Genomic DNA, 25602 nt, shown 5'->3' on the forward strand with positions numbered 1-25602 from the left:
CAATTACTCGCATCTGGGCTCATATTTTAACATTGAACTATATGAAACACAATTTTAAAAAAGCTGGCCTTTTACTGACAGGAGTAGTAATGAGCAGCAAACTTTTTGCACAAACTCCTGATACTACTGCAATGTCTAAAGATTATGTTCAACCATTTTCCGGTGCGAATAATTTCCGTACCTGGTCAATCGGTGTGCATGGTGGTATGATGACTCCTTACACTATTTTCCGTGGTAAAGAAAACGATTACAGAACACCTAACGAAAGATGGGGATACGGTGCTTACGTTAAAAAGCAAATCTGGCATTCATTAGGCTTACAAGCTAATTTCTTCAGAGGTCACGTACAAGGTACTAACCCTGCTGATGCATCTTACCCTTACCAACGTTTTGAAAGCAAAATCAAGTATGCTGTTGACATCAGTGCCAACATCACTATTGCCAACATCAACTGGTTAAAAAACCGTAGCGTAATTTCACCATACGTTTCTGTAGGTGGTGGTTCAATGGCTTATAGCACTTCTTTATATGCTAACGGTGCCGAAAATTACACTGCACGTACTGATGATTTCCACCAGTTTTATATCCCACTGGGTGCTGGTGTAAAAGTAGGTTTAGCTCCTGGTATCAATTTAGACTTAGGTTACCAAGTTAACTTTGTACAAGGTGATAACCTAGATGGCTACAACTATGGCAGCACTAACGATAAGTTTGCTTATGCACACGCTGGTTTAGAATTTGCTTTAGGCAAACGTTCAAAACCACAGTTGGCCCGTCACAACCCGGTATCATCAATGCGTACCGAATACTTAATGTCTGAACGTGCACTGCAGATCCAATTAGATCAGCAAAAAGCACAAAACGAACAATTACGTAATGATTTAAATACTACTAACTCGAACTTAGCCCGTTTAACTACTGATAGCGACGGTGATGGTGTATTCGACTTAAACGATAAATGTCCAAATACACCTTCTGGTACTAAAGTAGACGGTTCAGGCTGTCCGCTTCCAACTCCGGTTACCAAAGTTATCGTAACTGAAGAAGACCGCCGCGTGGTTAGAGAAGCGATCAAAAACCTGGAATTTGAATTTGGTAAAGCCGATATCAAAGAGCGTTCATTATCAAGCTTAGACCGTGTTGCTGATATTTTGGTTAACAAAAACTTTAGCTTGAAATTAGCAGGCCATACTGATAACGTAGGTTCTGCTGATGCTAACCTGAAATTATCAAAAGATCGTGCTGAATCTGTTAAAGCTTACTTAGTAAGCAAAGGTGCTAACCCATCACGTATCGAAGCTGTAGGTTATGGTAAAACACAACCAATTGCATCAAACAAAACCGATGCCGGTCGTCAGAAGAACCGTCGTGTTGAGTTTACTTTATTCTAGTCTATAAATAATTAGAATCTTTTAATAAGTAAAAAAGCCGCTTTATATAAGCGGCTTTTTTTATTTTCTATTCGTTTAGGAATGAATTATATGCTCTCGAAAAATTCCATTAACCCACCCATATAAGCGCTGTTCCATCCATCAACCATATCTTCATAAGCTTCATCTGGTATGTTGGTGTGGCGTAACTCTACCGAGGTGTGTTTTTTATCAGCATGTAATTTGATCGTAACAATGGATGGCTCGGCCTGTCCGTCAAAGTACCATTGCTGTACAACTTTCTTGTTCTCTTCAAATTCCAGGTTTTTGCCCACAATACTGCCGTCCCACATGCTGAACTCCGTATCGGGTATGGTCGACATCTCCGCAGGTTCGCCTGTCCACAGCTCAATAGTAAACGGGTTGGTTAGCGCCGGGTAAATCTCCTCTGGCGTTGCCGGAATGATGTAATACTTTTTGTAATCTTTCACAATACAAAGCTACGAAATAAAGTTATCAGGTTTTTACAATACCAACGGGTAGTACTGTTTTGCCATAAACTTCATTTAACACACCAGCCATCCCGGTATATATGGCAGAGGCTCCGCATATGATACCTTCATAACCGGCAATATGTTCAATGTATTCGTTTTGTGTTGCATGGCTTATAGCCAACAAGAAAAAAAGTAGCGCAAGCGATGCAAATATAAACTGCAGTGCACGGCTTAAACGAAGCGTGCCAAAAAATAAAAATAAGGTAAATACACCCCAAATGCTCAAATAAGCGGTCATTGATTCGTTACTTGCAGCCGGGGCCCATCCGAGTTTAGGCATTACAATTAAACAAACTAATGTAAGCCAGAAAAAGCCGTAGGATGTGAAAGCGGTTAAACCGAAAGTGTTGTTTTTGCGAGCTTCAATTATTCCTGCAACTACTTGGGCCAGCCCGCCGTAAAATATTCCCATGGCTAATATCATGGAACTCATTTCGGTAATGCCGGCATTGTGAATGTTTAATAAAACAGTAGTTAGCCCAAACGCGCATAACCCAAGAGGTGCCGGGTTAGCATGGCCGTCTTTAACCACCACTGTTGTGGTTGTTTCTGGAATCGTCATAAATTTAGGATTGTTATTGGTTATCACAATATAAGTCATTCATTTGCAATACACAATTAATTAGGAAACCCATTTAGTAAAATCAGGTTATTGATTTGTATATGCAAAAGTTAGTATTATTACGCCACGGCGAAAGTATATGGAACCAGGAAAACCGCTTTACCGGCTGGACTGACGTCGATTTATCAGAAGAAGGCCGCAATCAGGCACAAAGGGCCGGTGCTTTGCTCAAAAAGCATGGTTATACTTTTGATATGGCCTTTACCTCCGTACTTAAACGATCTATCAAAACCCTGCACATCGTACTGGACGAAATGGATATGCTGTGGATACCCGTACAAAAGTCATGGCGACTCAATGAACGTTTTTACGGTGCACTGCAGGGATTAAATAAGCAGGAAACCATTGAAAAATATGGTGAAGAGCAGGTACACAAATGGCGACGTGACCCGCATGAGCACCCGCCAGCTATTACCGAAGATGATGAGCGCTTTCCAGGGCATTATCTGCGCTACAACGATTTAACTTACCGCGAAATTCCGCTTACCGAAAATTTAAGCGAAACGATGAACCGTGCTTTGCCGTTCTGGCACGAAAGTATTATACCTGCCTTGCGTCAAAATCAGAAAGTGATTATCTGTGCACACGGTAACAGCATCAGGGCATTAGTACAATATATTGATAACTTATCGGACGAAGAGGTAAGTCAGCTAGACATACCAACTGCCACGCCGTGGGTTTATGAACTGGACGAAAGATTGAATCAGATACGTCACTACTATCTTGAGTAAGATTATATCTAAACCCAAAATAAAAGCCCTTGCATAAGTAATACGCAAGGGCTTTTGTTTTAAGGTAGCGATTATGCTGATTTATTATTTTTCATCCGTAAGAGCTAAGCCCCAGTCGCGGCCTTTGTCAACAGCTGGTACACCTTTGGCCATCCATACCGGCATAGGTGCACCTTTCAGGTAATGGTCAAAAAACTGCGCTTCGCGGATGCTGATGTCTTTGCGGTTTTTACGTTGAACCAGGTTATGGGCTTCGTCATTATACTGCAGCAGCCAAACAGGTTTTCCCAAACGGCGTAAAGCCGTAAACATTTCAATGCCCTGGTACCATGGCACGGCACCATCTGCATCGTTAGACATGATAACCACCGGCGTTTGTACTTTCGGAAATTGAAACAACGGTGAGTTTTGGATATATAGGTTGGTATTATCCCACAGGTTATCACCAATGCGGCTTTGCCCATGCTCATACTGGCCCTCACGAGTAATGCCGCTTTCCCAACGGATACCGCCGTAAGCTGAGGTCATGTTGGCAACCGGCGCACCTGCCCAGGCTGCGGCATACATGTTGGTTTGAGTAATGAGGTAAGCCACCTGGTAACCGCCCCAGCTCTGGCCTTGAATACCAATATGCTGGCCATCCACCCAAGCGTTTTTCTTCAAGGCTTCAACTCCCGAATTAATAAATTCAACAGCTGATGCACCTGGTTGGCCACGTTCATAACTAATATCAGGTGCAAACACGAGGTAGCCGTTGCTCACAAAGTAGGAGATGGGCAGGCGTGATGGCGTTGGGGCGGGCGGTATGTAACCATAGAAACCTTCGCTCAGCTTTTCATAAAAGTAAACCAACATAGGATACTTCTTGGTTGGGTCAAAATCTTCGGGTTTGTATAAAATGCCTTTAGATGCGTAGCCTTTAGGCGTGGTCCATGACACCAGCTCGGCGGTACCCCAGTTGTATTGGGATTGCTGCGGATTGATGGCACTTAACTTTATTTCTCTTTTCAGATCGGTAGTTACATACAGGTCGGGCGATTGTACATAGCTTTGCTTGGTGTATACATACACATCGGCTTGTTTTGCTTTTTGGAAATTGGCGAAGCTGTATGGGCCCATAGCCATTTTTTCAGGTGCTTTAGCGCTGCCAAAGTTTATTTTATAATAACCCCATTGCTTATTTATATCATTTTGCGTGAATAGCAATAATGGTTTCTGCGTTTGAATATATTTATCATCGTCATCTCCTGATGAAGCTGTTACCATTGTTGCAGAACGGCCGCCTGGTTGCGGGTAACGGAATATCAGTTTGTTTTTGCGTCCGTAGCCTTGCGTAATATTTACAGCGTCGCCGGTAGCCGGGTTAAGGCTCCATATATCGTAACGATCATACACCAGCAGGTGCTTGTCGCCGCTGGTCCAGCCGGCAACGCCATATGCATTCGGATCGTCCGGTACATCATTATCTTCATCACCAAATTTAACGCCAGCCTGCTTTGTAAGATTTAGAGTTTTACCGGTTGCTATGGCATAGCTGTACCAGTTTTGATTACCGGCATCGAACCAAACAACGTAGTTACCACCGGGCGAAAGCATGTACCGCGCTTTTGCACGGGCATTGATACGGCGGCGCTGGCCGTTACGGGTATCAATCAGATAAGCTTCCTGTAACTGGCTGCCCCAACTGGCTTGTACACGTGCGCCGGTGTCTGTAACGCCTAACAGGTAACGGTTATCATTATTTACAGTGGGTAACGATACATCCTGAATGCCTTTATCGGCTAACTGCACCACCTTATTGCCCTCATTAAGATTGATAACAGCCAGGTAACTGCGGCGTAATTCGCGTTGCAGATTTTTAAGCTGTTGTGGTTGCAGGTAATCATCTTTGTAATTCCATATATCCAAACGGGCTGTTTCGAAATCAACCAGCGTGGTATCAATAGGTTTAGGAATAGGCGCAGTGCCGAAAAAGATTTTGTTACCGCTTTTGCTGAACAAAACTTTGCCATCACCGCTTACTGCCCATTGCGGCATCATGCCAGTTGTGCCTGCACCGGCTATTACCTGTGCACTGTCTTTAGTAGCTGTGTAGTAATAAAGTTTGTAAGGTTTAACCTGTGCCTTTTCAGGGTTCTTTTCTGCCGTAAAGGCTATCTGGTTGCCCGATTCATCAAATGATAAGTTTTTGTAAGTGCCCCTTCCGGTACTAATCAGTTTAACTTCGTCTTTGCTAATGTCATACCAGTACAAACCTGATTTTACATCTTGACTTTTACGTGGCGCGGTTACCGCAAAAGCAACAACTTTACCATTTTTGCTGAGCTGATAATCAGTTACATATTTAAACGTACGCTGTTTGGCGTTGGCTAATTGCTTAATGGTAAGATCGGCGCCTTCACGGGTAGCAGGAGCAATTGTTGCAGCAACAGCCCGGCGCGAAGTATCATTGGCTGCCGGTTTCTTCAACGTATCTGCTGGCGCAAGGTAGGCTATCACCGCTGCTTTATCAGCAACCTTAAATGAACGTACACCCGGTATTTTGGTAATAGCCGGATTGCCCAAAACTACCAGTCCTAAAGTGTCTTTAGGAAACTCATCGGGCTTTTTCTTTTTGATACGCGCCATCCGGGTTGCCGCATAAAAAGGCCTGATTAAAAATATCGCATATTTGGAATCGTTGGTAAAACGCGAAGTATCTGCGCGGGGTATTTGCAGCTTACCGGTGTTTTTTGCACTGGTAATTACCATCATAGCATCGCCCTGTTGGGGCTTTACTACATATGAAACCCATTTGCCATCATTGCTGATACTTTCATTAGCTACGCTTTGCCAGCCATCGTAAACAGAATGATCGATTGGTTTTTTAGCTGCTTTCTGCGCATATATGCTTATCCAAGCGGTTGAAAATAAACCCAGAAGTAAAAATTTACGCATTAAAGAATGGTTTAGTTTAATCAAACTAAAATGCATAAAAAACAAGTAGGATTAAAGTTGGTGATGGAAAAGTTACAGAGGTGGCGTTCTGATACAGGTGCAATGAACAAATTTCATTATCCTGAAATTATACAGGCATAAAAAAAGCCTTCCATAACTGGAAGGCTTTAAGGGGATCTTAAATTATTTACCCATCTCTTTATTTAAAGCAATTACGGCATTGTCAAAGTCTTCCCGGGCTACAATAAATTGAATGTTCACTTTACGTAGCGCAAAACCTGCACTCACAATATTAATATCAGCTTCGGCTAGGGCTTTTGATGATTGTGCCAGTAAACCTAGCTTATCCATGTTTGAGCCGATGAGGCATACCATAGCTACTTTTTCTACTGTTATCTTTTCAAATGTGCTTTCCAGCTCGTCGGTTAGTGCCTGCTTAAAATCTTTTTGCCAGATAACGATTGATATGCTGTTGGCGCTGGTGGCTTTAAAGTTATAACTCACACCGTGGTTGGCAAAAATTTGCATAATCTGCAAGTCGGTACCAACGTTGCCTACCATCAGCGGATCGTAAATATCAATCATCACCAGCTTGTTGGTACCGGTAATCACTTCAACTTTTCTTTCTGGCGATATATACTCGCGGGTAATTAAAGTGCCCGGATGCTCCGGCTCAAAGGTATTTTTAATGCGCAGGTTGATGTTGTTTATTTCCAGCGGCTTGGATGCCTTCGGGTGGATGGCTTCCATACCAACGTCGGCCAGTTGATCGGCCACATCATAGTTGGTAAACCCAACAGGTATGCACTGGTCTTGCCCAACCAGAACCGGGTCGGCCGAGCAAAGGTGATATTCTTTGTGAATAATAGCTTCAACAGGGTTTACCGCCACGGCAATTTTACTGAAAGTAACTTCAGAGTAGCCACGGTCGAATTCGCGCATAATACCCTCGGTGCCTTTGGTGTAACCAGTAGCGATACAGATAGTGCTGGCAAAATCAATATCCTTAAATGCCTGGCGGATACGCTGATCAATAGTATAAGGCTCATGATCATAAAAGCCGCTCAGGTCAACCAGGGTGGCATTGACACCCATATTTTGCAGGATGTTGGTAAATACAAAAGCCGAATGGGTTTCGCCAATAGAAGCCAATATTTCGCGAGCGGCCTGCAAAATACCTTCGTTACTTACGTATCCGGAAGCCAGAATGCCAGTAAGGTGTTTCAAAAAACCTTCTGCATGGCGCACATGGTCTTCAATAAATTTGTCGGCAACAGTTAAGTCAAGACCAAGCGGTACATACTTTTTATTGATTTCTTTAAGCTGAGCGATCAAGCTGTTTAGCGGGCCTTCAAATTCCTGCTGCTTGGCAATCAGGTGGTAAACACCGGGCTCGCCGGTTTTCTTGTTTTCCAGCAAAATGTTGGTTACGCCCGAGAATGCTGAAACGACAAAGATGCGGTTGTAAAGTTCGTTGCCGGTACGTTTGTATAGGATTATGTTTTTTATCACATCAGACAAAGCACTCATTGAAGTGCCGCCGATTTTTTCGACTGTTAACATGGGTGTATTCTTCTATTAAAACCTGCGAATGTACGCGGGATTGGCTAAGTAAACAAAAGATTATTGCAATATTAAATAATTTGCGTTCAGGCGGTTTAGTCTTCCTTTTTGTAAAGTACCCCAGCTTTATCGGCCGACATGCGAATGCCTTTAATCATAGCCGAGCTGAAGCCATGATGCTCCATCTCGTTTAGTCCGGCAATGGTACAGCCCTTTGGCGAAGTTACCTTATCTATTTCCTGTTCGGGATGCGAAGCCAGTTGCAGCAGTAAATCGGCAGCGCCTTTGGCCGTTTGAGCCGCCATTTTCAAAGCATCATGTGCATGAAACCCAATTTCGGTACCACCTTGTGATGCTGCCCTGATAGACCGTAAGAAGAAGGCAATGCCACAGGCACACAAAGCTGTTGCCGATGTCATGAGCTCTTCATTGATTTGTATGCTGATACCTACGGTATCAAACAGTGACTTAACCAGCTCCATATTTTCGGCATTGGCTTTATCCGTAGCTAAACAGGTCATGGAGTGGCCAATGGCAATAGCCGTATTGGGCATAGCTCTAACCACCTGCAAATCCAAGCCTGTATGCTGGCGTATGTCCTGGCAAAATACGCCTGAGATTACGGAGATAAACAATTGCTTATCGGGCTGCAACGCCGGTTTTATTTCATCCAGCAACTTATTGAGTTGTTGCGGCAAAACAGCAAGCACCACTATCTGCGCATTGCTTACTGCTTCGAGATTGTTTGCAGTAGTTTGATAGCCTTCTGCCGCCAAAGGGGAGAGGGCTGCTACATTACGGCGGGTTAACGTGATTTGCTGCGGCTGGTACCGGCCGGCTTTTGCCAGTCCTTTGGCTAATGATAATCCGATATTGCCGCTGCCCAATATGGCAATTTGTTGTGTACTCATGGCTTTATTTACTTAAACGTGTACCGAAAGACTCATTCTTGCTAAACTGTTTCAAGTCGTCAGACTTGCCGATGATAACCGCTTTTACGCCGTTTCCTATCGCTGCAAAAGCGTTATCCAGCTTAGGCAACATACCGCTGTGTATAATTTGTTGCTTCTTTAATTCTTCGTAGCGGACGGGGTCAATATCACGGATTAATGAATCTTCATCGTCAATATTTTGCAGCACACCCTTCTTTTCAAAACAATAGATCAGCGTGGTTTCATACAATTCAGATAGTGCAACTGCTAAAGCCGAAGCGATGGTATCGGCATTAGTATTCAGCATCTGGCCGTCGCCGTCATGCGTCAGGGCGCAAAAAGCTGGTGTAAAACCGGCCGCTATCAGGTTGCTGATGTTCTGCGCGTTTACAGAAGCTTCGTCCAGGTCGCCCACAAAACCATAGTCTATCGTTTTTACCGGACGCTTTTTAGCGCGGATAAAGTTACCGTCGGCACCGGTTAAGCCAATGGCGTTGGTACCAAAGCGCTGTAGTTGAGCTACGATATTTTTGTTGATTAGCCCTGCATAAACCATAGTAACCACGCGGAGCGTTTCAATATCAGTAATGCGGCGGCCGTCAACCATCTGCGCTTGCACGCCCATTTTTTCGGATAGCTGAGTTGCTACTTTGCCGCCACCGTGCACCAGTATCTTGTAACCGTCAATGGCCGTAAAATCTTTTAAAAAGTGGTATAGGTTCTCGGAGTTATCAATTACGTTACCACCAATTTTTATAATATATAAAGGCTTTTTTGCGTCCATCTGAATATGCTTATTTGGCTAAAAATTCATTAATTATGGCAAACTCTTTTTCGGGTTCTTCCACCTGCGGGTTGTGGCCCGACTTTTCGAACATTACAAACTGTGCTTGCGGGCAGTATTCTTTATACTTTACCATCATCGACGGCACCGCAACACGATCATAACGGCCACCAATAATGAGCACCGGCATTTTTAAATTTTTGAGTTGTTTGCGGAAATCGAACGTGCCGATATCGCTGCCTACATAAAAATCGCCATCGCGGCCCACCATTTGATAATACAATTTGGTATTCATAGCGTTAGGGTAGAGTTTGCGGCCACTGCCTTCAAATTTGGACGGGTTATAGGCATATAAAAACCCATAAGGAACCTTACCATAAATATCTTGATGATTGGCATCACTTGACACGGCACCCTGCTCCCTTATTTTCATTAAATCTGCCCAAACTTCGGGGTAGTTGGTTTTAATTTCGTGGTTGGAATTGTCATCGTTTTCCTGCCACATTACATAGCTGTGGAAAGTATTAGCGAGTATTAGATGACTTAAATGCGAAGCATACTTTAAAGCGTAGCCTTGTGCTACCAGGCCGCCATACGAGTGGCCTAATAATGTAACTTTATCCAGTTTTAAAGCCTTGCGCAAGCCTTCAATATCTTCAATGTCGCGGGCTAAGGTATATTCACTGACTACCTTAGCGGTGTCTGATTTACCGCGACCGAAGGCATCAAAATAAATTAATTGATGATGGTTTTGCGCAAGTGCGTCAAAGCTGCGTAAACCAACGTGCGCCCCGCCTGGGCCGCCCGATATAAAAATAATGGGATCGCCTTCGCCAACGGTTACCACGTATAGTTTGGCGCCATTTACATTAACGTACTTACCGTCTGTCCAGCTGTCAACAGGTTTAACCTGACCAATTGCCGGTCTGATACAAAATATAATTAATAAGACAAGATATATATGCTTCATTTTGCTGTTAAATGGCCTAAAATAGTTATTTATGTGTCAAATAAGGAAGCGAATTTGGTGTTGCCGAAACATAAACCTTATAATGGGGTTTAAAATTTAGACTTATACAAGCTGATCAGCTTATCAGAATTTTCTATGAATGTAAACCGTACTACCGGTAAGCCGCGTATTGTTATTATAGGCGGGGGCTTTGCCGGCATTAATTTAGGCAGAACATTAAGAAGCCAGGATGTTGAAATTATAATGCTTGATAAGCACAATTACCACACATTTCAGCCGCTGCTCTATCAAATTGCCATTGGCGCCATTGAGGGTGATGCTATTGGCTTCCCACTCCGCCGAATTTTTGCAGGTCAAAAAAACTTTACCTTTCATCTTACCGAGGTTCAAAAGATAAACCCTGAAAGTAATACGGTTACTACAACAGTTGGCGATATCTGGTATGATTATCTGGTAATAGCTACCGGCTCCAATACCAATTACTTTGGTAACAAGGAGATGGAACACTTTACCATGCCCATGAAAAACATTCCGGAAGCGCTGAACTTTCGTAGCCTTATGGTGCAAAACCTGGAAAAAGCGGTGCTGACCACTGATCCGGTTGAACGGGCAGCACTGCTTACATTCGTGGTAGTTGGCGGCGGACCAACCGGTGTTGAAATGTCGGGTGCATTGGCCGAAATGCGGTTACACATGCTTACTAAAGATTACCCTTCCCTAAAGGAAGAAGAAATGAAAGTTTATCTGGTTGAGGGTAAACCGAGGCTGATAGCTGCCATGTCTGAACCGGCATCAACCAAAGCCAAGGATTTCCTGACCGATATGGGCGTGATTATTTACAACGGTGTACATGTGCAAAGTTACAACGGTATCGATCTGCAAATTGATAACGGTGTGCATGTACAAACGCGCGCCGTATTTTGGGCAGCGGGTGTAAGGGGAGAGGTGCTTGATGGTATTCCGCCGGAGCTGGTTGTCAGAGGATCCCGTATACAAACAGATGTAATTAACCGGGTTAAGGGATCCGAAAATATATTCGCTATAGGTGATGTAGCAGCAATTGTAACCGACGAAACGCCTAACGGCCATCCGGGCGTAGCACCTGTAGCCATACAACAGGGTGATCAGTTGGGTAAAAACCTGATACGTTTAATTAAGGGTGAAGCAACCGTTCCGTTCAAGTATCGTGATAAGGGTACGCTGGCAACCATAGGTCGTAATAAAGCTGTGGCCGATTTAGGTAAGCTACGTTTTCAGGGCTTTTTTGCCTGGATATTGTGGTTGTTTGTACACATCATGACGCTGGCTGGTTTCAGTAACAAGCTTATCGTGTTTTTTAGCTGGGTTGTTAACTATTTTAGTAAAAACACGGATAACCGTATGGTGATACACTACTTTGATACGGAAACAATGAAAACAGACCCTATTGCTAAATAGCAGGTACTGTTTGATTAGATTTTGCTGTTGTGATAGTTAATGTATTTGCTTGTTGTGTATGTAAATAAAGTTTTTTAATAAAAAACTTAACAATAAGTAAAAAATGGTGTTACTAAATAAAGAGAATTATTTAACAACTACCATTATGGCAACAAACTTCAATCCTGAACATAGCGAAGGCCCAGTGGCTAAAGCTATCGAGCAGCAAACAGCTAAGTTACCATCCGATTTATTTCTGTGGGCTGCTGTAGGCGCAATCGGCGTATCATTAACGCTTAAACTTATGCAAAAAGACAAACTGGCTTTATTTGTAGGTCAGTGGCCAGCACCATTCTTATTGCTGGGCTTGTATAACAAATTAGTGAAATTAGAAGGCAGTGAATAATTATAGCACTTGCTAAAGATAAATAAGCCGATGGTTGAGTTAACCATCGGCTTATTTTTTTATTCCTTTCGCATATATTCGGCAATTATTTTTTCATTATCGTTGCTGCTGTTGCTTAATGCTGTAGTAATACTTTGCTTATCTATAGCAGATCTGTTTTGGCTTAACTTTTTCTTGCCTTGCAAATCGGTAACCTCCATTTCAAAAACAGTAATTCCCTTGCAAAGCTTCAACTTATATTCAATTGGCAGTCCAGCCCATTGTTGCAGGTAGTCGGCATCATAATAGCTTATCATTTCTTCCAGCGCTTTTAACTGCTGGTGCTCATCGTTAACACTTACCGGTTTTCCATAAGCGTGTACCGCCAGATAATTCCAGGTAGGCACATTAAGCTCTTTTTCGTAATGCTTGGGTGCTATATAGGCATGTGGTTCCGCAAAAATTACTAACGCTGTGCCGTGCGTCAGATCATCTGATTGCGGATTGGGTTTTGCGAGATGTGATGATAAGATAACTTTGCCTTCCTGTTCTTTTACAACAAAAGGGAGGTGTGCTGCGATCGGCAGGTTATCATTTATGGAGATCAAGGTAGCGAAGCTGTAGCGCTGCATAAATGCTACAGCTTCGCTGGTATCCGTTATCTGAAAATGTTTAGGCGTATACATGGCAAGCTATTACAGGCTTTCCAGCAGTTGTTTCAATACAGCTTGTGCAGCCCAAACACGGTTACCCGCCTCATGTATTACAACAGAATTTGGTCCGTCCAAAATTTCATCAGATAGCTCCAGGTTACGGCGTACTGGCAAGCAGTGCATTACCTTGGCATTGTCTGTTACCTGCAGTTTTTCGTTGGTTAGCATCCAATCATCAAAACCTTTAATAACTTTTCCGTAAGGCTCATAGGCTGACCAGTTTTTAACATAAATAAAATCGGCACCTTGTAACGCTTTGTCCTGGTTATGGATGATGGTAGCGCCTAGGGTGTAATTGGTATTCAGCTCGTAACCCTCGGGGTGGGTGATCACAAATTCCACATCAGCTTTACACATCCACTCGGCAAACGAGTTAGGTACGGCTTGTGGCAATGGTTTAATGTGCGGTGCCCAGCTAAGTACAACTTTCGGGCGGGCCTTGGTTTTAAGTTCCTCAATCGTAATTAAATCGGCCAGGCTTTGCAGCGGGTGCCGGGTTGCCGATTCTAAACTTACGATGGGTACGCCGCAATGCTCCACAAACTTGTTGAACACTTGTTCGCTGTAATCCTCCTCACGATCTTGAAGTCCGGGGAACGAGCGTACACCGATGATATCAACATACTGACCTAATACTGCCGCAGCTTCGCGAACATGCTCTACCGTGGTGCCATTCATTACAGCGCCGTCTTGCAATTCAAGCGCCCAGCCTTCCTTATCAATATTGAGCACCATTACATTCATACCCAGGTTCAAGGCCGCTTTTTGAGTGCTCATGCGGGTACGCAGACTTGGGTTTAAAAACACCAGTCCGATGGTTTTATTTTTACCCAGGTGCTGGTGAGCATAAGGATTTTCTTTATGCTGTAATGCCTCGCTAACTAAAGCGTTAATGTCAGTAACGTCGTGTACGGAAGTGAATTGTTTCATGAATTCTTCACGGCCTCTGTTTAAACGGAGGCATTTTTATATGAGATGAAAGATTAAGCTACAGTTTCTTTTGATGATTCGAGCACCTGGGCAAACGCTTGTAAAAAGCGGTTGGCATGTGCTTTGGACAAGTTTAGTGCCGGTAACAGCCTTACTACGTTTGGCTTGGCTTCGCCGGTAAAAATGTGGTGTTTGTACAGAAGTTCTTTGCGTACGTGCGCCAGTTCTTCGGGTAATTCAATGCCAATCATCAGGCCGCGGCCTCTTACTTCTTTTACCTGCTCAAACTTTTTCAGCTCTTCCATCAGGTAAGCACCAACTTCAGCAGCGTTATGCATCAGGTTGTTTTCTGCCATTTCTTCCAGTACGGCTAATGCAGCTGCACAGGCCAGGTGGTTGCCACCAAAGGTGGTACCCAGCATACCGTAAGATGGTTGAATTTTTGGAGAGATAATGATACCGCCAATTGGGAAACCGTTACCCATGCCCTTAGCCATGCTGTAGATGTCGGCATTTACACCGGCAAAATCATGAGAAAAGAATTTACCGGTACGTCCGTAGCCACATTGCACCGAATCGGCAATAAATACGGCGTTGTACTGGTCGCAAAGCGTTCTTATTTTTTGTAAAAAGCTTTCGGTAGCTACTTGTATACCACCTACGCCTTGTATGCCCTCAATAATTACTGAGGAAATTTCGTTTTCTGCAAATGCCTTTTCTAAAGCGGCTTCATCACACCAAGGCAAAAAGATCACATTGTCCGTTTCGTTTACCGGCGCTACAATCTTTGGATTATCCGTAGCGGCAACAGCCAGCGAGGTACGGCCGTGGAAAGCTTTGCGGAAAGCAATCACTTTCTTTTTACCGTTATAGAATGACGCCAGTTTAAGCGCGTTCTCATTAGCTTCGGCACCGGAGTTGCACAAAAACAGTTGATAATCTTCCTTCCCTGAAACTTTACCCAGCTTTTCGGCCAGCTGTTTTTGCAGGGGTATTTCAATTGAGTTGGAGTAGAAACCAATTTGATGCAATTGATCTTCCAATCGTTTAACGTATCGGGGGTTGGTATGACCAATAGAAATTACGGCATGGCCGCCATACAGATCCAGATACTCAGTGCCTTGAGCATCATAAACCAAACTACCAACACCCTTTACGATCTCGATCGGATTAATCGGGTAAACATCAAATAGTTTCATTTTGCAACTAAAGTTTAAATGTTAAAAATATAATTAATTAAAAAGCTGTTGCTTTTAAGTTCAAGCCCAACTTTTCGTCCAGGCCAAATAATAAATTCATGTTTTGTACAGCCTGACCTGAAGCGCCTTTCAGCAAGTTGTCCATAATGCTGATGATGAATAATTTATTGCCTTTTTTCTGTACTTGTATAAAGCACTTGTTCGTGTTTACAATCTGCTTTAAATCAATATTGCGGGTAGTAACGTGAGTAAAAGGATGCGCACTGTAAAAGTCAGCATATAACTTCAGGGCTTCGTCTTCAGTCAAATCACTATCTAAATACATGGATGCAATAATGCCACGGGTAAAATCGCCACGGTAGGGGATGAAATTGATTGGTTTATCAAAACTACCTTGAAGTTGTTTTAACGACTGACTAATTTCTTTCAAATGCTGATGCTCAAAAGCTTTGTATACAGAAAGGTTATCATTGCGCCAGGTAAAGTGCGATGTAGCTGATAAACTTTGTCCCGCCCCGGTTGAGCCGGTTGTGGCTGTAATGTGTACCTCGGCATTCAGGTTGTTGCTGGCAGCCAAAGGCAATAAGCCCAACTGCAGGCAGGTAGCAAAGCAACCCGGGTTGGCAATATTGCTGGCCTGCTTGATGGCATCACGGTTTAATTCAGGTAAGCCATAAACGAAGGCGCGACCGGCATGGTCGGTAGTTTCGTATTCGATGCCTGATTTATCCGTCAATCTAAAATCCTGACTCAAATCAATTACCTTAACTTTTTCAGGAAAAGGGTTGGCCTGTAAAAACTTGCGTGCATCACCGTGCCCAACGCACAAAAACAGTACGTCAATATGGTTGGATAGGTCGTTGGTGAATTTCAGTTCCGTATCCCCAAACAGGTCGGTATGTACCTCATATACAAAGTTACCGGCATTGCTGTTACTGTGTATGAACTCGATCTCCACCTCAGGGTGATTGATCAATATACGCAGCAGCTCGCCACCGGTATAACCTGCACCGCCTACAATGCCTGCCTTGATTTTTGAACCGCCCGAAATGGGAACTAATATTGTTGGAACGCTATTCACAATTGATCCTGTTGCTTTATAAATGGAAAAAAACAAATATCAGGTGCGATATTAACTGCACCTGATGCTAACGAAAAGCTTATTGATTTACTTTGTGATAAATCATTACCTGGTTACCGAAAATTTTAGAGAAGCCTTTAACGTCTTCGCCGCTCCATGCGTTGTTCATTTCGCCGTAGCTGCCAAATTTGTTCGACATTAAATCGTGAGCCGATTCGATACCGGTAACCTGGAAACGGTAAGGGTGTAATTCCACAAATACTTTACCGCTTACATTTTGCTGTGTATCCGTCAGGAAAGCCTCAATGTTGCGCATGATCGGGTCATGGAACTGGCCTTCATGCAGCCAGTTGCCATAAAAAGATGATAACTGATCTTTCCATGAAAGCTGCCATTTGGTTAACACGTGTTTTTCCAGCGTATGGTGCGCTTTGATGATTACCATTGGCGCAGCTGCCTCAAAACCTACACGGCCTTTAATACCGATGATCGTGTCACCCACATGGATATCGCGGCCAATGCCGTAAGGTTGTGCAATAGCCTGTAAAGACTGAATAGCTTTGGTTGGATGTTCGTATCGGGTGCCGTCAATCGCTACAAGCTCGCCTTTTTCAAACTCCAGCTCCAGGTTACGTTGCTCGGTTGATGTAACCTGAGTTGGCCATGCATCCTCCGGTAAGCCCAGGTTAGAGGTTAAAGTTTCTTTACCACCAACGGATGTGCCCCAAATACCTTTATTAATCGAGTATTTGGCCTTTTCGAAGTTCATCTCTACACCGTGCTTTTTCAGGTATTCAATCTCTTCTTCGCGGCTTAGTTTTAAGTCGCGGATAGGAGTAAGTATCTGTACGTTTGGTACCAGGATGTTAAAGATCATATCGAAACGAACCTGATCATTCCCGGCACCGGTGCTGCCGTGAGCTACGTATTCGGCACCGATTTCATTGGCATAGTTGGCAATAGCAGTAGCCTGGCTAACCCGCTCGGCGCTTACCGAAAGCGGATAGGTGTTATTTTTTAACACATTACCATAAGTTAAAAAGCGAACGCAGGTATTATAGAAGTTCTCGGTTTCATCAACCACATGGTGTGAAGTAACGCCCATTTTATAGGCACGCTCTTCCACCTGTTTAAGTTCTTCGTCGCTAAAGCCACCGGTATTTACAATTACCGAATGTACTTCTAAACCTAAATCCTGAGTTAAATAAATACAGCAAAAAGAGGTATCTAAACCACCGCTGTATGCCAGTACTACTTTTTTCTTCATGTTTATGTGTTAGCCTATCAATGTTATTAAACTGGTAATAGCCAGTGCAAATACTTTTACTGTTCCTTTTAATGCGTTCTCAATACGCTCAAGCAGTGTAGCTTTATGCGTAATTTTTTTCATGCGTTCTTCTTCCTGCTTTTGCTTATCTACAGGGTCCCACAGCATGGCGGTGCACAGGCAATTTTTACGACCCTTAGCAGTTAAAATATCATAATTTACGCAGCTGCGGCAACCTTTCCAAAAGTCCTCATCCTGGGTAAGTTCAGAGTAGGTAACCGGTTCGTAGCCTAGTTCAGAATTGATTTTCATTACCGCCAAACCTGTGGTTAAGCCGAATATCTTAGCATCGGGATATTTTTTTCGCGAAAGATTGAAGACCGCCTCTTTAATCGCTTTTGCTAAACCAACTTTCCGGAACTCGGGGTTTACAATTAAGCCTGAGTTAGCCACAAACTCGCCGTGGCTCCAGGTTTCAATATAACAAAAGCCGGCCCAGGTACCATCTTTGTGCAAAGCTATCACGGCTTTGCCTTCCAGCATTTTGTTGGCCACATATTCGGGCGAGCGCTGAGCTATACCGGTACCGCGTGCCTTTGCTGATGAAGCCATTTCATCACAAATTTGTTGTGCATAATCAACATACTGTGCAGATGCTTCCTGTATATTAAAATCTCTTATGGTCATTAGTATATAAGAATACCGTTAAATTAATGGCTTGCGCCTTAAGTAATTAAATGGTTTTTGGGGGATGAAGTTTAATAAAACTTCAAATTGATAGCGGAATTGACTTGACCTGTCAATTAAACCCGTGGAATATACAATCGTCGTCGCAGGGAAGGAGCTGCAAAAACAGTAGTAGTCAAAGCCATGGTAAACCGAGCAATTACTGCTGCAGTTTTAGACCTGTATATGCTTTGAATCTTCATTGTTTTTTGACGTTGCTTTTGCTTTTAAATTTTGTGCAAAGTATCGCAATAATTTTTATTTATGCAAGTAAAAATTTCATTATGATATAAACTTAACATTCAGAGGGTTATAAGGGTATTAATATTGATAAATCACTTACTGGAAATTGTTTTAGAGTAAAACTCCAGAAACGACATAAATATTGCCAGTTTTTGAACGCAAACGGAGGTTTGCCTGGTAAAAGAAAACTGGCGTTGATATAAGTAGAATTTCAATATCTAAATACCGCCTATAAACATTATTTGAGGTGACATCGTTTACATGCTATGACTGATGCTCCATTGATACTTACCTTAGTTTTAGATAAGGAATCGCAAAGTTTTTTCAATGCGCTGCGAAAGCAATACTTTCCGCCAGAACGCAACTATTTAGATGCACACTTAACGCTCTTCCATCACTTGCCGGCTCATGAGCAGCAAATTATAAACGATATAAAAGAATGCGGTAAACAAACTGCTCCGTTAGCGTTGCAAGTAACCGATGTAGTGAGTATTGGTAATGGCGTAGCTTACAAACTGGAAAACATGCCTTTAATGACCCGGCATAAACGCTTGCAACAGCAATGGCAACAATGGCTTATTCCACAAGATAGGCAAAAGCTTTGGCCACATATAACCATTCAAAACAAGGTGTCGCCCGACCAAGCCAAAAGTTTGCAGGCACAAATTAAGCAAGAGTTTGTGCCTTTCGTTGCACAGGGTTTTGGTTTAAGCCTTTGGGCATATAAGGGAGGGCCCTGGGAGTTTGTAAAGTATTTTGAGTTTACAGGAAATGGAGGTGGGACTAATCAGTAATTTACTTAAATACTATCAGTAGCCTGCGGCTCAGTTTCCATCCAATTACGGCCTTCGGTAAAGCGAGCTACCAGCATCGCGGCCGCCGTATCGCCGGTTGAGTTGAGCAGGGTAGCCATCGGGTCAACCAATGTGCCGATAATCATGGCAGGCGGTAATGCTTCGGGCGGAAAGCCGTAGGCAGATATGAAAAGCAGTTCGCCAACATAACCGCCATTGGGTATGCCGCCCTCAACCAGGCTAACCAATACCGTCATGGCAAGCGCTAATACAATTACATCCGCACTGTTAAAGCCTTTGCCAAACAGGGCAAATACCACGGCCATTTTAATGATGGAGGATATACTAGATCCATCTTTATGCAATGTGCCACCCAGCGGAATAGTTACGTTGGCAATTACATCAGGTATGCCAATCTTTTTTGCTGCATCCATATTAGCAGGGATTGTAGCTATACTGCTGCAAGTGCCTACTGCCGTTGCCGACGGTATGAGGTTGTTTTTCCAGTACTTTTTAAATCCTTTAACGCCGCCGGCTATGAAAGCGTATAAGCTAAAACCGGCCACGTAATAAAACGCACCTACGCCATAGTATATGCCTAATGAACGCGCATAGGCACCAAACAGTTGCGGACCGAACACGCCCACCTGGTAGGCAAAGTAAGCGCCCAGCCCGATGGGGGCCAACTTCATGATGAGGATAAACACCTGCTTAAATATCTCATTCCCGGCCAATAGAAAACGACCAAAGGCTGCACCCTTTTCGCCCGAGCGTAAAGCTGCAAAGCCAATGAGTATCGAAAAAATAATCATAGCCAGCATGCTCTTGCGAGATAGCAATTCATAGAATTCGCTGGTGGTAAAAAGTTGGGTGAGCTGGTCGCCAAACGGCTTTTTCACAATAGTTTCGGTAAGGCGGGCGGCTGTGAGTTGCTCATGTACAGGGAATATCCAAACGGCAACAATGGTGAGGCATGCTGATATCAATACCGTAACTAAAAACACCATGCACATTACACCCATAATGCGGCTTATTTTGCCGCCGGTACCTAAGTTGGCAATAGCCGAAGATATGGCAAAGAAAACCAGTGGTATTACGGCGGTAAACAACAGGTTTAAAAAGATGTCGCCAACCGGCTTCAACACCTCCACCTGTTTGCCGAAAATAAGGCCGCCTATACTGCCTGCAATAATGCCCAGTAACAGCCAGATTATGCCGCTGTAATTTTTAAACCAGTTTCCCATTAAGTGAATTTTACCGGCTAAAAATACATTTATATTGGTTATATGAACAATCAGTCATTTGTAAATATCAGGATGGTGATACAATGGCTTGTTCATCTTGCAGCGGGTAATAAGTATCGTCTGCCTGATCTATTTTTACATCAACAGTCGTTTCTTTTGCTTTTTCCAAAAGTTGTAATACACCATCTGTAACTAAGCCAAAAACCACATGCGCCAGTAGTAACTGGGTAAAGAATTCTTTGGCCGGCGTTTTAGGCGGGTTGGGATGAAGCTTAAAGGCCGCTTTCCATATGCCTATGCCTGCCACGCCGCTTAGTATACCCATAGCCAAACCTTTTTTAAAGGATGGTTTAGCATTTTGCTTATCTAAAATTAATTGGTAAACGCCGGCAAAAGCGTGCCCGACCAGGTAGTGGCCTACCCAGCCGGCTGGCTTTGCATATTTGGAATCAACATTTACAGGTGCTTTCTCTAAGAATTTGCTCAGCAAAACGGGTTCACTGAAATTTTTATTCCTGACAGATGACATCAGGTGACTAAAAGCGGTCATTAAGGTGGTGCCGGCAATGTTAGCTAAAGCAATTTTGCGCTGTTGCATAGTGATGGTTATTTGGTTAGCTACTTCTTTTTCTGATAACTTTTTACCAATGTATATAAGCCCAGGGCAACTAAGCCTGCTGCTGAGGCTGCCAGCACCGGGCTAAACGGACGTGGCGGAACATAAAGTACACCACGGCGATTAGTTTTAGCCGACTCTTTCACATAGCGGCCTTGTTCGGGCACGGCAACCTCTTTAAAGTGGCTCACCAGGTAATCCAGTCCGTCACGTAATTCTTGGCCCGACATAGGCTTGCCGTGTCCGGTAGCTGCAATGGCAGGGTGCAGGTCGCGCAGCTTTTTAACCGACTCCGCCGCTGCTTTCCAATCCACAGTGAAATACTTTGGGGGACCGGATACCAGTTTTTTTTGCTTGGCAACCGAAAATGCCGATTCCTGCTGGGTGGTTACAAATGCATCACCTGCTATCAAAACTTTGTCACGATTGCGAAACAAGGAGATATGTCCCGGGGCATGCCCCGGCGTATGAATATAATTCCACTCGGGTAGGTGAGGCAGGCTGCCGTTTTCGTTTAAAATAAAAGCCTTATCACCAATGTCAATCGGTTTTTTAGGGTATAATACTGAAAGCGTACTCATCATGCCGCCCCCGACGGTAGGGTCGGGCGGTGGATAGGCTGATTGGCCAATTAGGTAAGGTATTTCAAGCGGGTGCGCATACACCGGCACGTCCCATTTTTCAAGTAGTTTTTTCAACGCGCCCACATGGTCGAAGTGGCCATGGGTAAGTATAATGGCAGCGGGCGGGTTGTTTTCGCCAAACAAGTCAGCAGCCATTCTTTCAATACGGCCGGCAAAGCCATTCAGGCCGGCATCAACCAAAACCCATTCCTTATTCTGGGTGGCAATCATATATATGTTGGCAAACACAATGCGCATACCCCATACGCCGGGGGCAACATCAAAATAATCTTCGTAAGTGGTGGTTACCTCGTTTCTCTTTTTCATAGTTGCATTTTCAATTGGCTATGTTTATAGCAACAGCTTTGTGTAGGTTAGAGTTTTAAATATTACTACTTGATCTTTCTACTTCGGGCAACAGATTAACTTAGTTTAATAACTATTGAGTGAATAATACAGATATGTATTAGGTATTCGTAAAAATGTAATATTTAAGATATATTCATAATGGTTTGGTAGTGTGGCAACATATTATGCCTATTTTTGCTGCTGTTCAGATTTGAAAAAGCGTAGTAAAAACATATTATCATCAATTTGGCTGTTACTGATATTTGTAACAGGCCAGGTAATTGTTTTTGCGCATAACCACCAATCTGAAACATCGTATATACATTATACGATAAACAAGCACAAATCAAATGCGGTTGATACCAAATGTCAGATTTGTGCGCAAAGCAGTCACGTGCAGATGATGCTGCAAACCCAGCAGCTGTTTTTCTTTACGGCAAGCATCACTCATCAGTATGTAACCTACACGGAAATTTACCAGAGTATTGAACTGCTGTTATCTGGCAACAGGGGGCCACCTGCTGAGCATTTATTTGCTTAGTTAATTTAAACGTAGATTTTTTAAAAGCCTACGTAAACTTCTTTTATGTCCCCTTGTCAAAAAAATAATCATGAAATTAAAGTTCATATTCAGCTTCATGCTGCTTATTCTGCCTGCTTATATCTTTGCTCTGCCTTTAAGCGATATTACCGGTAAAGTACTCGATGGTAAAAGCAATCAGCCCATAGCAGGCGCTATCGTTAGCGTGCCTCAATTACGTATCAATACCATTACAGATGTTAATGGTCAGTATACCCTTCACTCCCTGCCGCCCAAAGGTAAGTTTGTGATAGAGGTAAGGTTTATCGGTTATCGATCAATAGTACGTACGGTTGATTTAACCGCCCAGTCTTCTTTTGATTTTGCTTTGCAACCAAGCATTACCGAAACCAACGAGGTGGTAATTACCGGTACTGCCGTTACGGCCAATAGCCGGTACAACAGTACATCGGCTACAGTAGTGCAAAAAGAGCAGCTGCTAAACGCATCAACCAACCTGATTGATGCCTTGGCCAGGTCTGTGCCTGGCGTAAGCCAGATCAGTACCGGTCCGGCTATTTCTAAGCCGGTTATTCGTGGCTTAAGTTACAACCGTGTGGTTACACTTACAGATGGTGTTAAACAACAGGGCCAGCAATGGGGCGATGAGCACGGTATTGAGATTGACCAGTACCAGGCCGACCGCGTGGAGGTGTTGCGCGGGGCTGCATCATTACTATATGGCTCGGATGCCATTGGCGGTGTAATCAATATTTTGGAGCCAGCCACACCAACATCTGGCCAAATCAAAGGCGAATTGCTGTCTAACTATGCTACCAACAACGGCTTAACCGGAACGTCGGCTATGTTAACCGGTAACGAGAATGGGTTTGTATGGCGCGCACGCGGTTCCTACCAAAATGCTTACTCATTTAAAACACCCGATGGTTATTTCCCTAACAGCGGTTATAACAATACTAACTTTAGTGGTATGCTGGGCTTAAATAAGCAGTGGGGCTACTCGCACCTGAATTTTTCTTATTATAAAAACAACATAGGGTTTTATGATCCCGAATCGGCTGACGAGTTGTATACAACTGAGAAAAGCAGAACGCTTGATTTTCCGAGACAGGATATTCGCCATTACAAAATAGCGTTAAACAATAACTTCGTGATAGGCGAAGGTTCATTAAAACTGGATTTAGGTTATCAGAAAAACCAGCGTCGTGAGCTGGAAGATGGTACCGATCCATCGCTGTTTTTTGATTTGAATACTTACTCATTAGATGCTAAGTATTATCTGCCAACTAGCAACGGTTGGGAGCCTGTTATTGGTTTAAGCGGCGCCTGGAGCCATAGTGTAAATAAGGCGACCGAAGAATACCTCATCCCAAATTATGACAGCTATTCTACCGGTGTGTTTGGCTTTTTAAAGAAGACCGTAAACAAGGATACTTATAGCGCAGGTTTACGCTACGATTATATTTACAACGTAGGTAAGCAGTTATTTATTGAAGAGGAGGAGCAATTTTCGGGCTTCAAAAATACGTTCAACAGCCTGAGCGGTGCCTTGGGGTATACTCACGTGTTTAACGAAAACCTGAACTTTAAAGCTAATGCAGGTGCTGCTTTCCGTGCACCAAACCCCGCCGAACTGGGTTCAAACGGTGTTCATGAAGGAACGTACCGTTACGAAGTTGGGAATCCTGATCTGAAAGCCGAGCGTAGCTATCAGGCCGATGCCACATTGGAGTTTGGTGCGAACATATTAACAGGTAGTTTGGGTATCTACGAAAACTATATTCACAATTACATCTATGCTTCAAACCGTAATGGCGAAACTACTGATGTAACAGAAGAAGATGGTTCGGCCAATACTTATCCTATATACCGTTACGGACAGGTAAATGCCAACCTATATGGTGCTGAGGCCAATATTACCCTGCACCCGGTAACATTTATCCATTTCGAAAATACGTTCAATTATACGCACGCGCAAAACCGTTCGTTCGATAGGGCGCTGCCATTCATTCCTGCTGGTACTTTACACAATACCTTGCGGTTTGAACCTAAGGTTAAAGGTTTGAATAGCTTGTATGTATATGCCGGCTTGGATAATTTCTTTAAACAAGGCCGTGTAGACGAAACGTTTGAAACACCAACTGATTCGTATACGCTAATTAATGCAGGTGCCGGTACTACTTTCAAAATTGGCAAAAAACAACAACTGAAAGTATATATTGCTGCTACCAACCTAACCAACAAACGCTACTACAGCGCATTGAGCCGTTTAAAACCGGGCCGACTGGATCAGACCAATCCAACACTGGGCATTTACGATCTCGGACGTAATATCAGCTTCGGCTTTTTGCTGCCACTAAATATTAAGTAAAACAAAAAGCGCCGGTTTATTAACCGGCGCTTTTTGTTTTAACAGTGAATCATAGCTTATGGTAAGTCAGTGTTTGGATCGTTATCCGAATATTTGGTACTGCGTTCGGTGATTCGCTTTTGCTCGTGCTCTGGCAGCAGCTTACGCCGGTTGTACAACTTGTTCTGATTAAACTGTTCGTGGCTGTAATAAGCCTCATCTTGTGTAGTCGGTACTACGGTTTCAGTTACTACCGTAGTAGTAGGCAATGGGGTAAAAACTGTACGGATGCGGTTTTCTGTTTCCAGTGTCAGGCCATATCCATCATAGTCGGGCAGGGCTTCCAGCTGTGAGGCCGTTACATGTGGCAGTATTACATCATCATCATTTTCATGTAACTCAGCAATACCTATGGGTACTAAAACTTTACGGGCATTCAGCCGAAAATCATTAGCATCCGTATCCAATACAATATAGCGCACTTTGCGGCTTGCCGGATTGAACAGCAATTCTTCTACATCGCCAAACTGCATGCCGCGTTCGTCTTTCACATCCCAGCCTTTGATGTTAGGCTGTCCGTCAACTATTTCATAGTCACTGCCACCTAATTTTTCCAGGTGGTTATAATCAGTGGTGTTATCTTCTAAAGCCATTTTTTGATCT

Annotated in this window: 24 protein-coding genes; 7 read left to right on the forward strand and 17 right to left on the reverse strand. The window is 43.4% G+C overall.

From position 1 onward, the window contains the following. Window positions 1-41: 41 nt before the first annotated feature. Window positions 42-1391 (forward strand): OmpA family protein, encoded by a 1350-nt coding sequence (locus tag KHS38_RS12585; protein ID WP_213488895.1) that lies wholly within the window; start codon window positions 42-44, stop codon window positions 1389-1391. A gap of 86 nt (window positions 1392-1477) precedes the next feature. Here KHS38_RS12585 and KHS38_RS12590 read toward each other — a convergent pair whose 3' ends face one another. Then, window positions 1478-1861 carry an SRPBCC domain-containing protein gene (locus tag KHS38_RS12590; protein WP_213488896.1) on the reverse strand — a complete coding sequence of 128 codons (384 nt, stop codon included), beginning with the start codon at window positions 1859-1861 and terminating at the stop codon, window positions 1478-1480. A 25-nt stretch (window positions 1862-1886) separates the two neighbouring features. Beyond that, a complete protein-coding gene (locus KHS38_RS12595) occupies window positions 1887-2486 on the reverse strand; it encodes an acetate uptake transporter (protein WP_213488897.1) in 600 nt (199 codons plus the stop codon). Between the two features lie 101 nt (window positions 2487-2587). Here KHS38_RS12595 and gpmA point away from each other — a divergent pair, with 101 nt between their 5' ends. After that, window positions 2588-3277 carry a 2,3-diphosphoglycerate-dependent phosphoglycerate mutase gene (gene gpmA, locus KHS38_RS12600; RefSeq protein ID WP_213488898.1) on the forward strand — a complete coding sequence of 230 codons (690 nt, stop codon included), beginning with the start codon at window positions 2588-2590 and terminating at the stop codon, window positions 3275-3277. An 84-nt stretch (window positions 3278-3361) separates the two neighbouring features. Here gpmA and KHS38_RS12605 read toward each other — a convergent pair whose 3' ends face one another. From KHS38_RS12605 to KHS38_RS12625, 5 genes are all read right to left on the reverse strand, one after another. Continuing rightward, window positions 3362-6214, reverse strand: coding sequence for a S9 family peptidase (locus KHS38_RS12605; protein ID WP_213488899.1), 2853 nt, complete (start codon window positions 6212-6214; stop codon window positions 3362-3364). Window positions 6215-6397: 183 nt separating this feature from the next. Further along, on the reverse strand, window positions 6398-7777 hold the full coding sequence (locus KHS38_RS12610) for an aspartate kinase (RefSeq protein ID WP_213488900.1): 1380 nt from the start codon (window positions 7775-7777) through the stop codon (window positions 6398-6400). A gap of 95 nt (window positions 7778-7872) precedes the next feature. After that, window positions 7873-8688, reverse strand: coding sequence for a pyrroline-5-carboxylate reductase (proC, locus tag KHS38_RS12615; protein ID WP_213488901.1), 816 nt, complete (start codon window positions 8686-8688; stop codon window positions 7873-7875). A gap of 4 nt (window positions 8689-8692) precedes the next feature. Next, a complete protein-coding gene (gene argB, locus KHS38_RS12620) occupies window positions 8693-9493 on the reverse strand; it encodes an acetylglutamate kinase (RefSeq protein WP_213488902.1) in 801 nt (266 codons plus the stop codon). A 10-nt stretch (window positions 9494-9503) separates the two neighbouring features. Next, on the reverse strand, window positions 9504-10463 hold the full coding sequence (locus KHS38_RS12625) for an alpha/beta fold hydrolase (RefSeq protein ID WP_213488903.1): 960 nt from the start codon (window positions 10461-10463) through the stop codon (window positions 9504-9506). Window positions 10464-10598: 135 nt separating this feature from the next. On the opposite strand from KHS38_RS12625, the gene KHS38_RS12630 reads away from it, so the two are divergent. Then, on the forward strand, window positions 10599-11900 hold the full coding sequence (locus tag KHS38_RS12630) for an NAD(P)/FAD-dependent oxidoreductase (protein WP_213488904.1): 1302 nt from the start codon (window positions 10599-10601) through the stop codon (window positions 11898-11900). A 145-nt stretch (window positions 11901-12045) separates the two neighbouring features. Then, complete coding sequence (locus tag KHS38_RS12635) at window positions 12046-12285, forward strand: hypothetical protein (RefSeq protein WP_213488905.1); 240 nt, start codon at window positions 12046-12048, stop codon at window positions 12283-12285. Between the two features lie 59 nt (window positions 12286-12344). Here the strand turns inward: KHS38_RS12635 and KHS38_RS12640 are convergent, their stop codons facing one another. From KHS38_RS12640 to KHS38_RS12665, 6 genes are all read right to left on the reverse strand, one after another. Further along, a complete protein-coding gene (locus KHS38_RS12640) occupies window positions 12345-12950 on the reverse strand; it encodes an FMN-binding negative transcriptional regulator (RefSeq protein WP_213488906.1) in 606 nt (201 codons plus the stop codon). Between the two features lie 9 nt (window positions 12951-12959). Further along, the gene (locus KHS38_RS12645; RefSeq protein ID WP_213488907.1) at window positions 12960-13907 is read right to left on the reverse strand and encodes an N-acetylornithine carbamoyltransferase; all 948 of its coding nucleotides are present in this window, start codon (window positions 13905-13907) and stop codon (window positions 12960-12962) included. A 53-nt stretch (window positions 13908-13960) separates the two neighbouring features. Beyond that, window positions 13961-15106 (reverse strand): aspartate aminotransferase family protein, encoded by a 1146-nt coding sequence (locus tag KHS38_RS12650; RefSeq protein ID WP_213488908.1) that lies wholly within the window; start codon window positions 15104-15106, stop codon window positions 13961-13963. A 37-nt stretch (window positions 15107-15143) separates the two neighbouring features. Continuing rightward, window positions 15144-16187, reverse strand: a complete 1044-nt coding sequence (gene argC / locus KHS38_RS12655; RefSeq protein WP_349627926.1) for an N-acetyl-gamma-glutamyl-phosphate reductase — start codon at window positions 16185-16187, stop codon at window positions 15144-15146. A 79-nt stretch (window positions 16188-16266) separates the two neighbouring features. Then, window positions 16267-17454, reverse strand: coding sequence for an argininosuccinate synthase (gene argG, locus KHS38_RS12660; RefSeq protein WP_213488909.1), 1188 nt, complete (start codon window positions 17452-17454; stop codon window positions 16267-16269). Between the two features lie 9 nt (window positions 17455-17463). Then, the gene (locus tag KHS38_RS12665; RefSeq protein ID WP_213488910.1) at window positions 17464-18141 is read right to left on the reverse strand and encodes a GNAT family N-acetyltransferase; all 678 of its coding nucleotides are present in this window, start codon (window positions 18139-18141) and stop codon (window positions 17464-17466) included. A 548-nt stretch (window positions 18142-18689) separates the two neighbouring features. Between KHS38_RS12665 and KHS38_RS12670 the strand changes: the two genes are divergently transcribed. Beyond that, window positions 18690-19217 (forward strand): 2'-5' RNA ligase family protein, encoded by a 528-nt coding sequence (locus KHS38_RS12670; protein WP_213488911.1) that lies wholly within the window; start codon window positions 18690-18692, stop codon window positions 19215-19217. A 5-nt stretch (window positions 19218-19222) separates the two neighbouring features. Here KHS38_RS12670 and KHS38_RS12675 read toward each other — a convergent pair whose 3' ends face one another. The 3 genes from KHS38_RS12675 to KHS38_RS12685 all read right to left on the reverse strand — a co-directional run bounded on the left by KHS38_RS12675 (window position 19223) and on the right by KHS38_RS12685 (window position 22027). Then, a complete protein-coding gene (locus KHS38_RS12675) occupies window positions 19223-20461 on the reverse strand; it encodes a dicarboxylate/amino acid:cation symporter (RefSeq protein WP_213488912.1) in 1239 nt (412 codons plus the stop codon). Window positions 20462-20528: 67 nt separating this feature from the next. After that, window positions 20529-21059: a hypothetical protein gene (locus tag KHS38_RS12680; RefSeq protein WP_213488913.1), complete on the reverse strand. Its 531-nt coding sequence runs from the start codon at window positions 21057-21059 to the stop codon at window positions 20529-20531. Window positions 21060-21079: 20 nt separating this feature from the next. Continuing rightward, complete coding sequence (locus tag KHS38_RS12685) at window positions 21080-22027, reverse strand: MBL fold metallo-hydrolase (RefSeq protein ID WP_213488914.1); 948 nt, start codon at window positions 22025-22027, stop codon at window positions 21080-21082. 232 nt (window positions 22028-22259) lie between these two features. Here KHS38_RS12685 and KHS38_RS12690 point away from each other — a divergent pair, with 232 nt between their 5' ends. Together KHS38_RS12690 and KHS38_RS12695 are read left to right on the forward strand one after the other, a co-directional pair. Further along, entirely contained in the window at window positions 22260-22589 is a 330-nt protein-coding gene (locus tag KHS38_RS12690; protein WP_213488915.1) for a hypothetical protein, read from the forward strand. 70 nt (window positions 22590-22659) lie between these two features. After that, entirely contained in the window at window positions 22660-24960 is a 2301-nt protein-coding gene (locus KHS38_RS12695) for a TonB-dependent receptor (RefSeq protein ID WP_213488916.1), read from the forward strand. 56 nt (window positions 24961-25016) lie between these two features. On the opposite strand, the gene KHS38_RS12700 is transcribed toward KHS38_RS12695, so the two are convergent. Next, window positions 25017-25592 carry a PRC-barrel domain-containing protein gene (locus KHS38_RS12700; RefSeq protein ID WP_213488917.1) on the reverse strand — a complete coding sequence of 192 codons (576 nt, stop codon included), beginning with the start codon at window positions 25590-25592 and terminating at the stop codon, window positions 25017-25019. Window positions 25593-25602 lie beyond the last annotated feature (10 nt).

It is taken from the genome of Mucilaginibacter sp. Bleaf8, assembly GCF_018390515.1.
Lineage (GTDB): Bacteria > Bacteroidota > Bacteroidia > Sphingobacteriales > Sphingobacteriaceae > Mucilaginibacter.

What these genes read in the sequence shown, in the direction of transcription:
- KHS38_RS12675 (WP_213488912.1), bottom strand. Translation starts at nt 20,461, where the DNA reads ATGGGAAACTGGTTTAAAAATTACAGCGGCATAATCTGGCTGTTACTG.
- KHS38_RS12585 (WP_213488895.1), top strand. Translation starts at nt 42, where the DNA reads ATGAAACACAATTTTAAAAAAGCTGGCCTTTTACTGACAGGAGTAGTA.
- KHS38_RS12635 (WP_213488905.1), top strand. Translation starts at nt 12,046, where the DNA reads ATGGCAACAAACTTCAATCCTGAACATAGCGAAGGCCCAGTGGCTAAA.
- KHS38_RS12695 (WP_213488916.1), top strand. Translation starts at nt 22,660, where the DNA reads ATGAAATTAAAGTTCATATTCAGCTTCATGCTGCTTATTCTGCCTGCT.
- KHS38_RS12680 (WP_213488913.1), bottom strand. Translation starts at nt 21,059, where the DNA reads ATGCAACAGCGCAAAATTGCTTTAGCTAACATTGCCGGCACCACCTTA.
- KHS38_RS12595 (WP_213488897.1), bottom strand. Translation starts at nt 2,486, where the DNA reads ATGACGATTCCAGAAACAACCACAACAGTGGTGGTTAAAGACGGCCAT.
- KHS38_RS12645 (WP_213488907.1), bottom strand. Translation starts at nt 13,907, where the DNA reads ATGAAACAATTCACTTCCGTACACGACGTTACTGACATTAACGCTTTA.
- KHS38_RS12700 (WP_213488917.1), bottom strand. Translation starts at nt 25,592, where the DNA reads ATGGCTTTAGAAGATAACACCACTGATTATAACCACCTGGAAAAATTA.
- gpmA (WP_213488898.1), top strand. Translation starts at nt 2,588, where the DNA reads ATGCAAAAGTTAGTATTATTACGCCACGGCGAAAGTATATGGAACCAG.
- argG (WP_213488909.1), bottom strand. Translation starts at nt 17,454, where the DNA reads ATGAAGAAAAAAGTAGTACTGGCATACAGCGGTGGTTTAGATACCTCT.
- proC (WP_213488901.1), bottom strand. Translation starts at nt 8,688, where the DNA reads ATGAGTACACAACAAATTGCCATATTGGGCAGCGGCAATATCGGATTA.
- KHS38_RS12610 (WP_213488900.1), bottom strand. Translation starts at nt 7,777, where the DNA reads ATGTTAACAGTCGAAAAAATCGGCGGCACTTCAATGAGTGCTTTGTCT.
- KHS38_RS12640 (WP_213488906.1), bottom strand. Translation starts at nt 12,950, where the DNA reads ATGTATACGCCTAAACATTTTCAGATAACGGATACCAGCGAAGCTGTA.
- KHS38_RS12650 (WP_213488908.1), bottom strand. Translation starts at nt 15,106, where the DNA reads ATGAAACTATTTGATGTTTACCCGATTAATCCGATCGAGATCGTAAAG.
- argB (WP_213488902.1), bottom strand. Translation starts at nt 9,493, where the DNA reads ATGGACGCAAAAAAGCCTTTATATATTATAAAAATTGGTGGTAACGTA.
- KHS38_RS12630 (WP_213488904.1), top strand. Translation starts at nt 10,599, where the DNA reads ATGAATGTAAACCGTACTACCGGTAAGCCGCGTATTGTTATTATAGGC.
- KHS38_RS12625 (WP_213488903.1), bottom strand. Translation starts at nt 10,463, where the DNA reads ATGAAGCATATATATCTTGTCTTATTAATTATATTTTGTATCAGACCG.
- KHS38_RS12670 (WP_213488911.1), top strand. Translation starts at nt 18,690, where the DNA reads ATGACTGATGCTCCATTGATACTTACCTTAGTTTTAGATAAGGAATCG.
- KHS38_RS12665 (WP_213488910.1), bottom strand. Translation starts at nt 18,141, where the DNA reads ATGACCATAAGAGATTTTAATATACAGGAAGCATCTGCACAGTATGTT.
- KHS38_RS12605 (WP_213488899.1), bottom strand. Translation starts at nt 6,214, where the DNA reads ATGCGTAAATTTTTACTTCTGGGTTTATTTTCAACCGCTTGGATAAGC.
- KHS38_RS12685 (WP_213488914.1), bottom strand. Translation starts at nt 22,027, where the DNA reads ATGAAAAAGAGAAACGAGGTAACCACCACTTACGAAGATTATTTTGAT.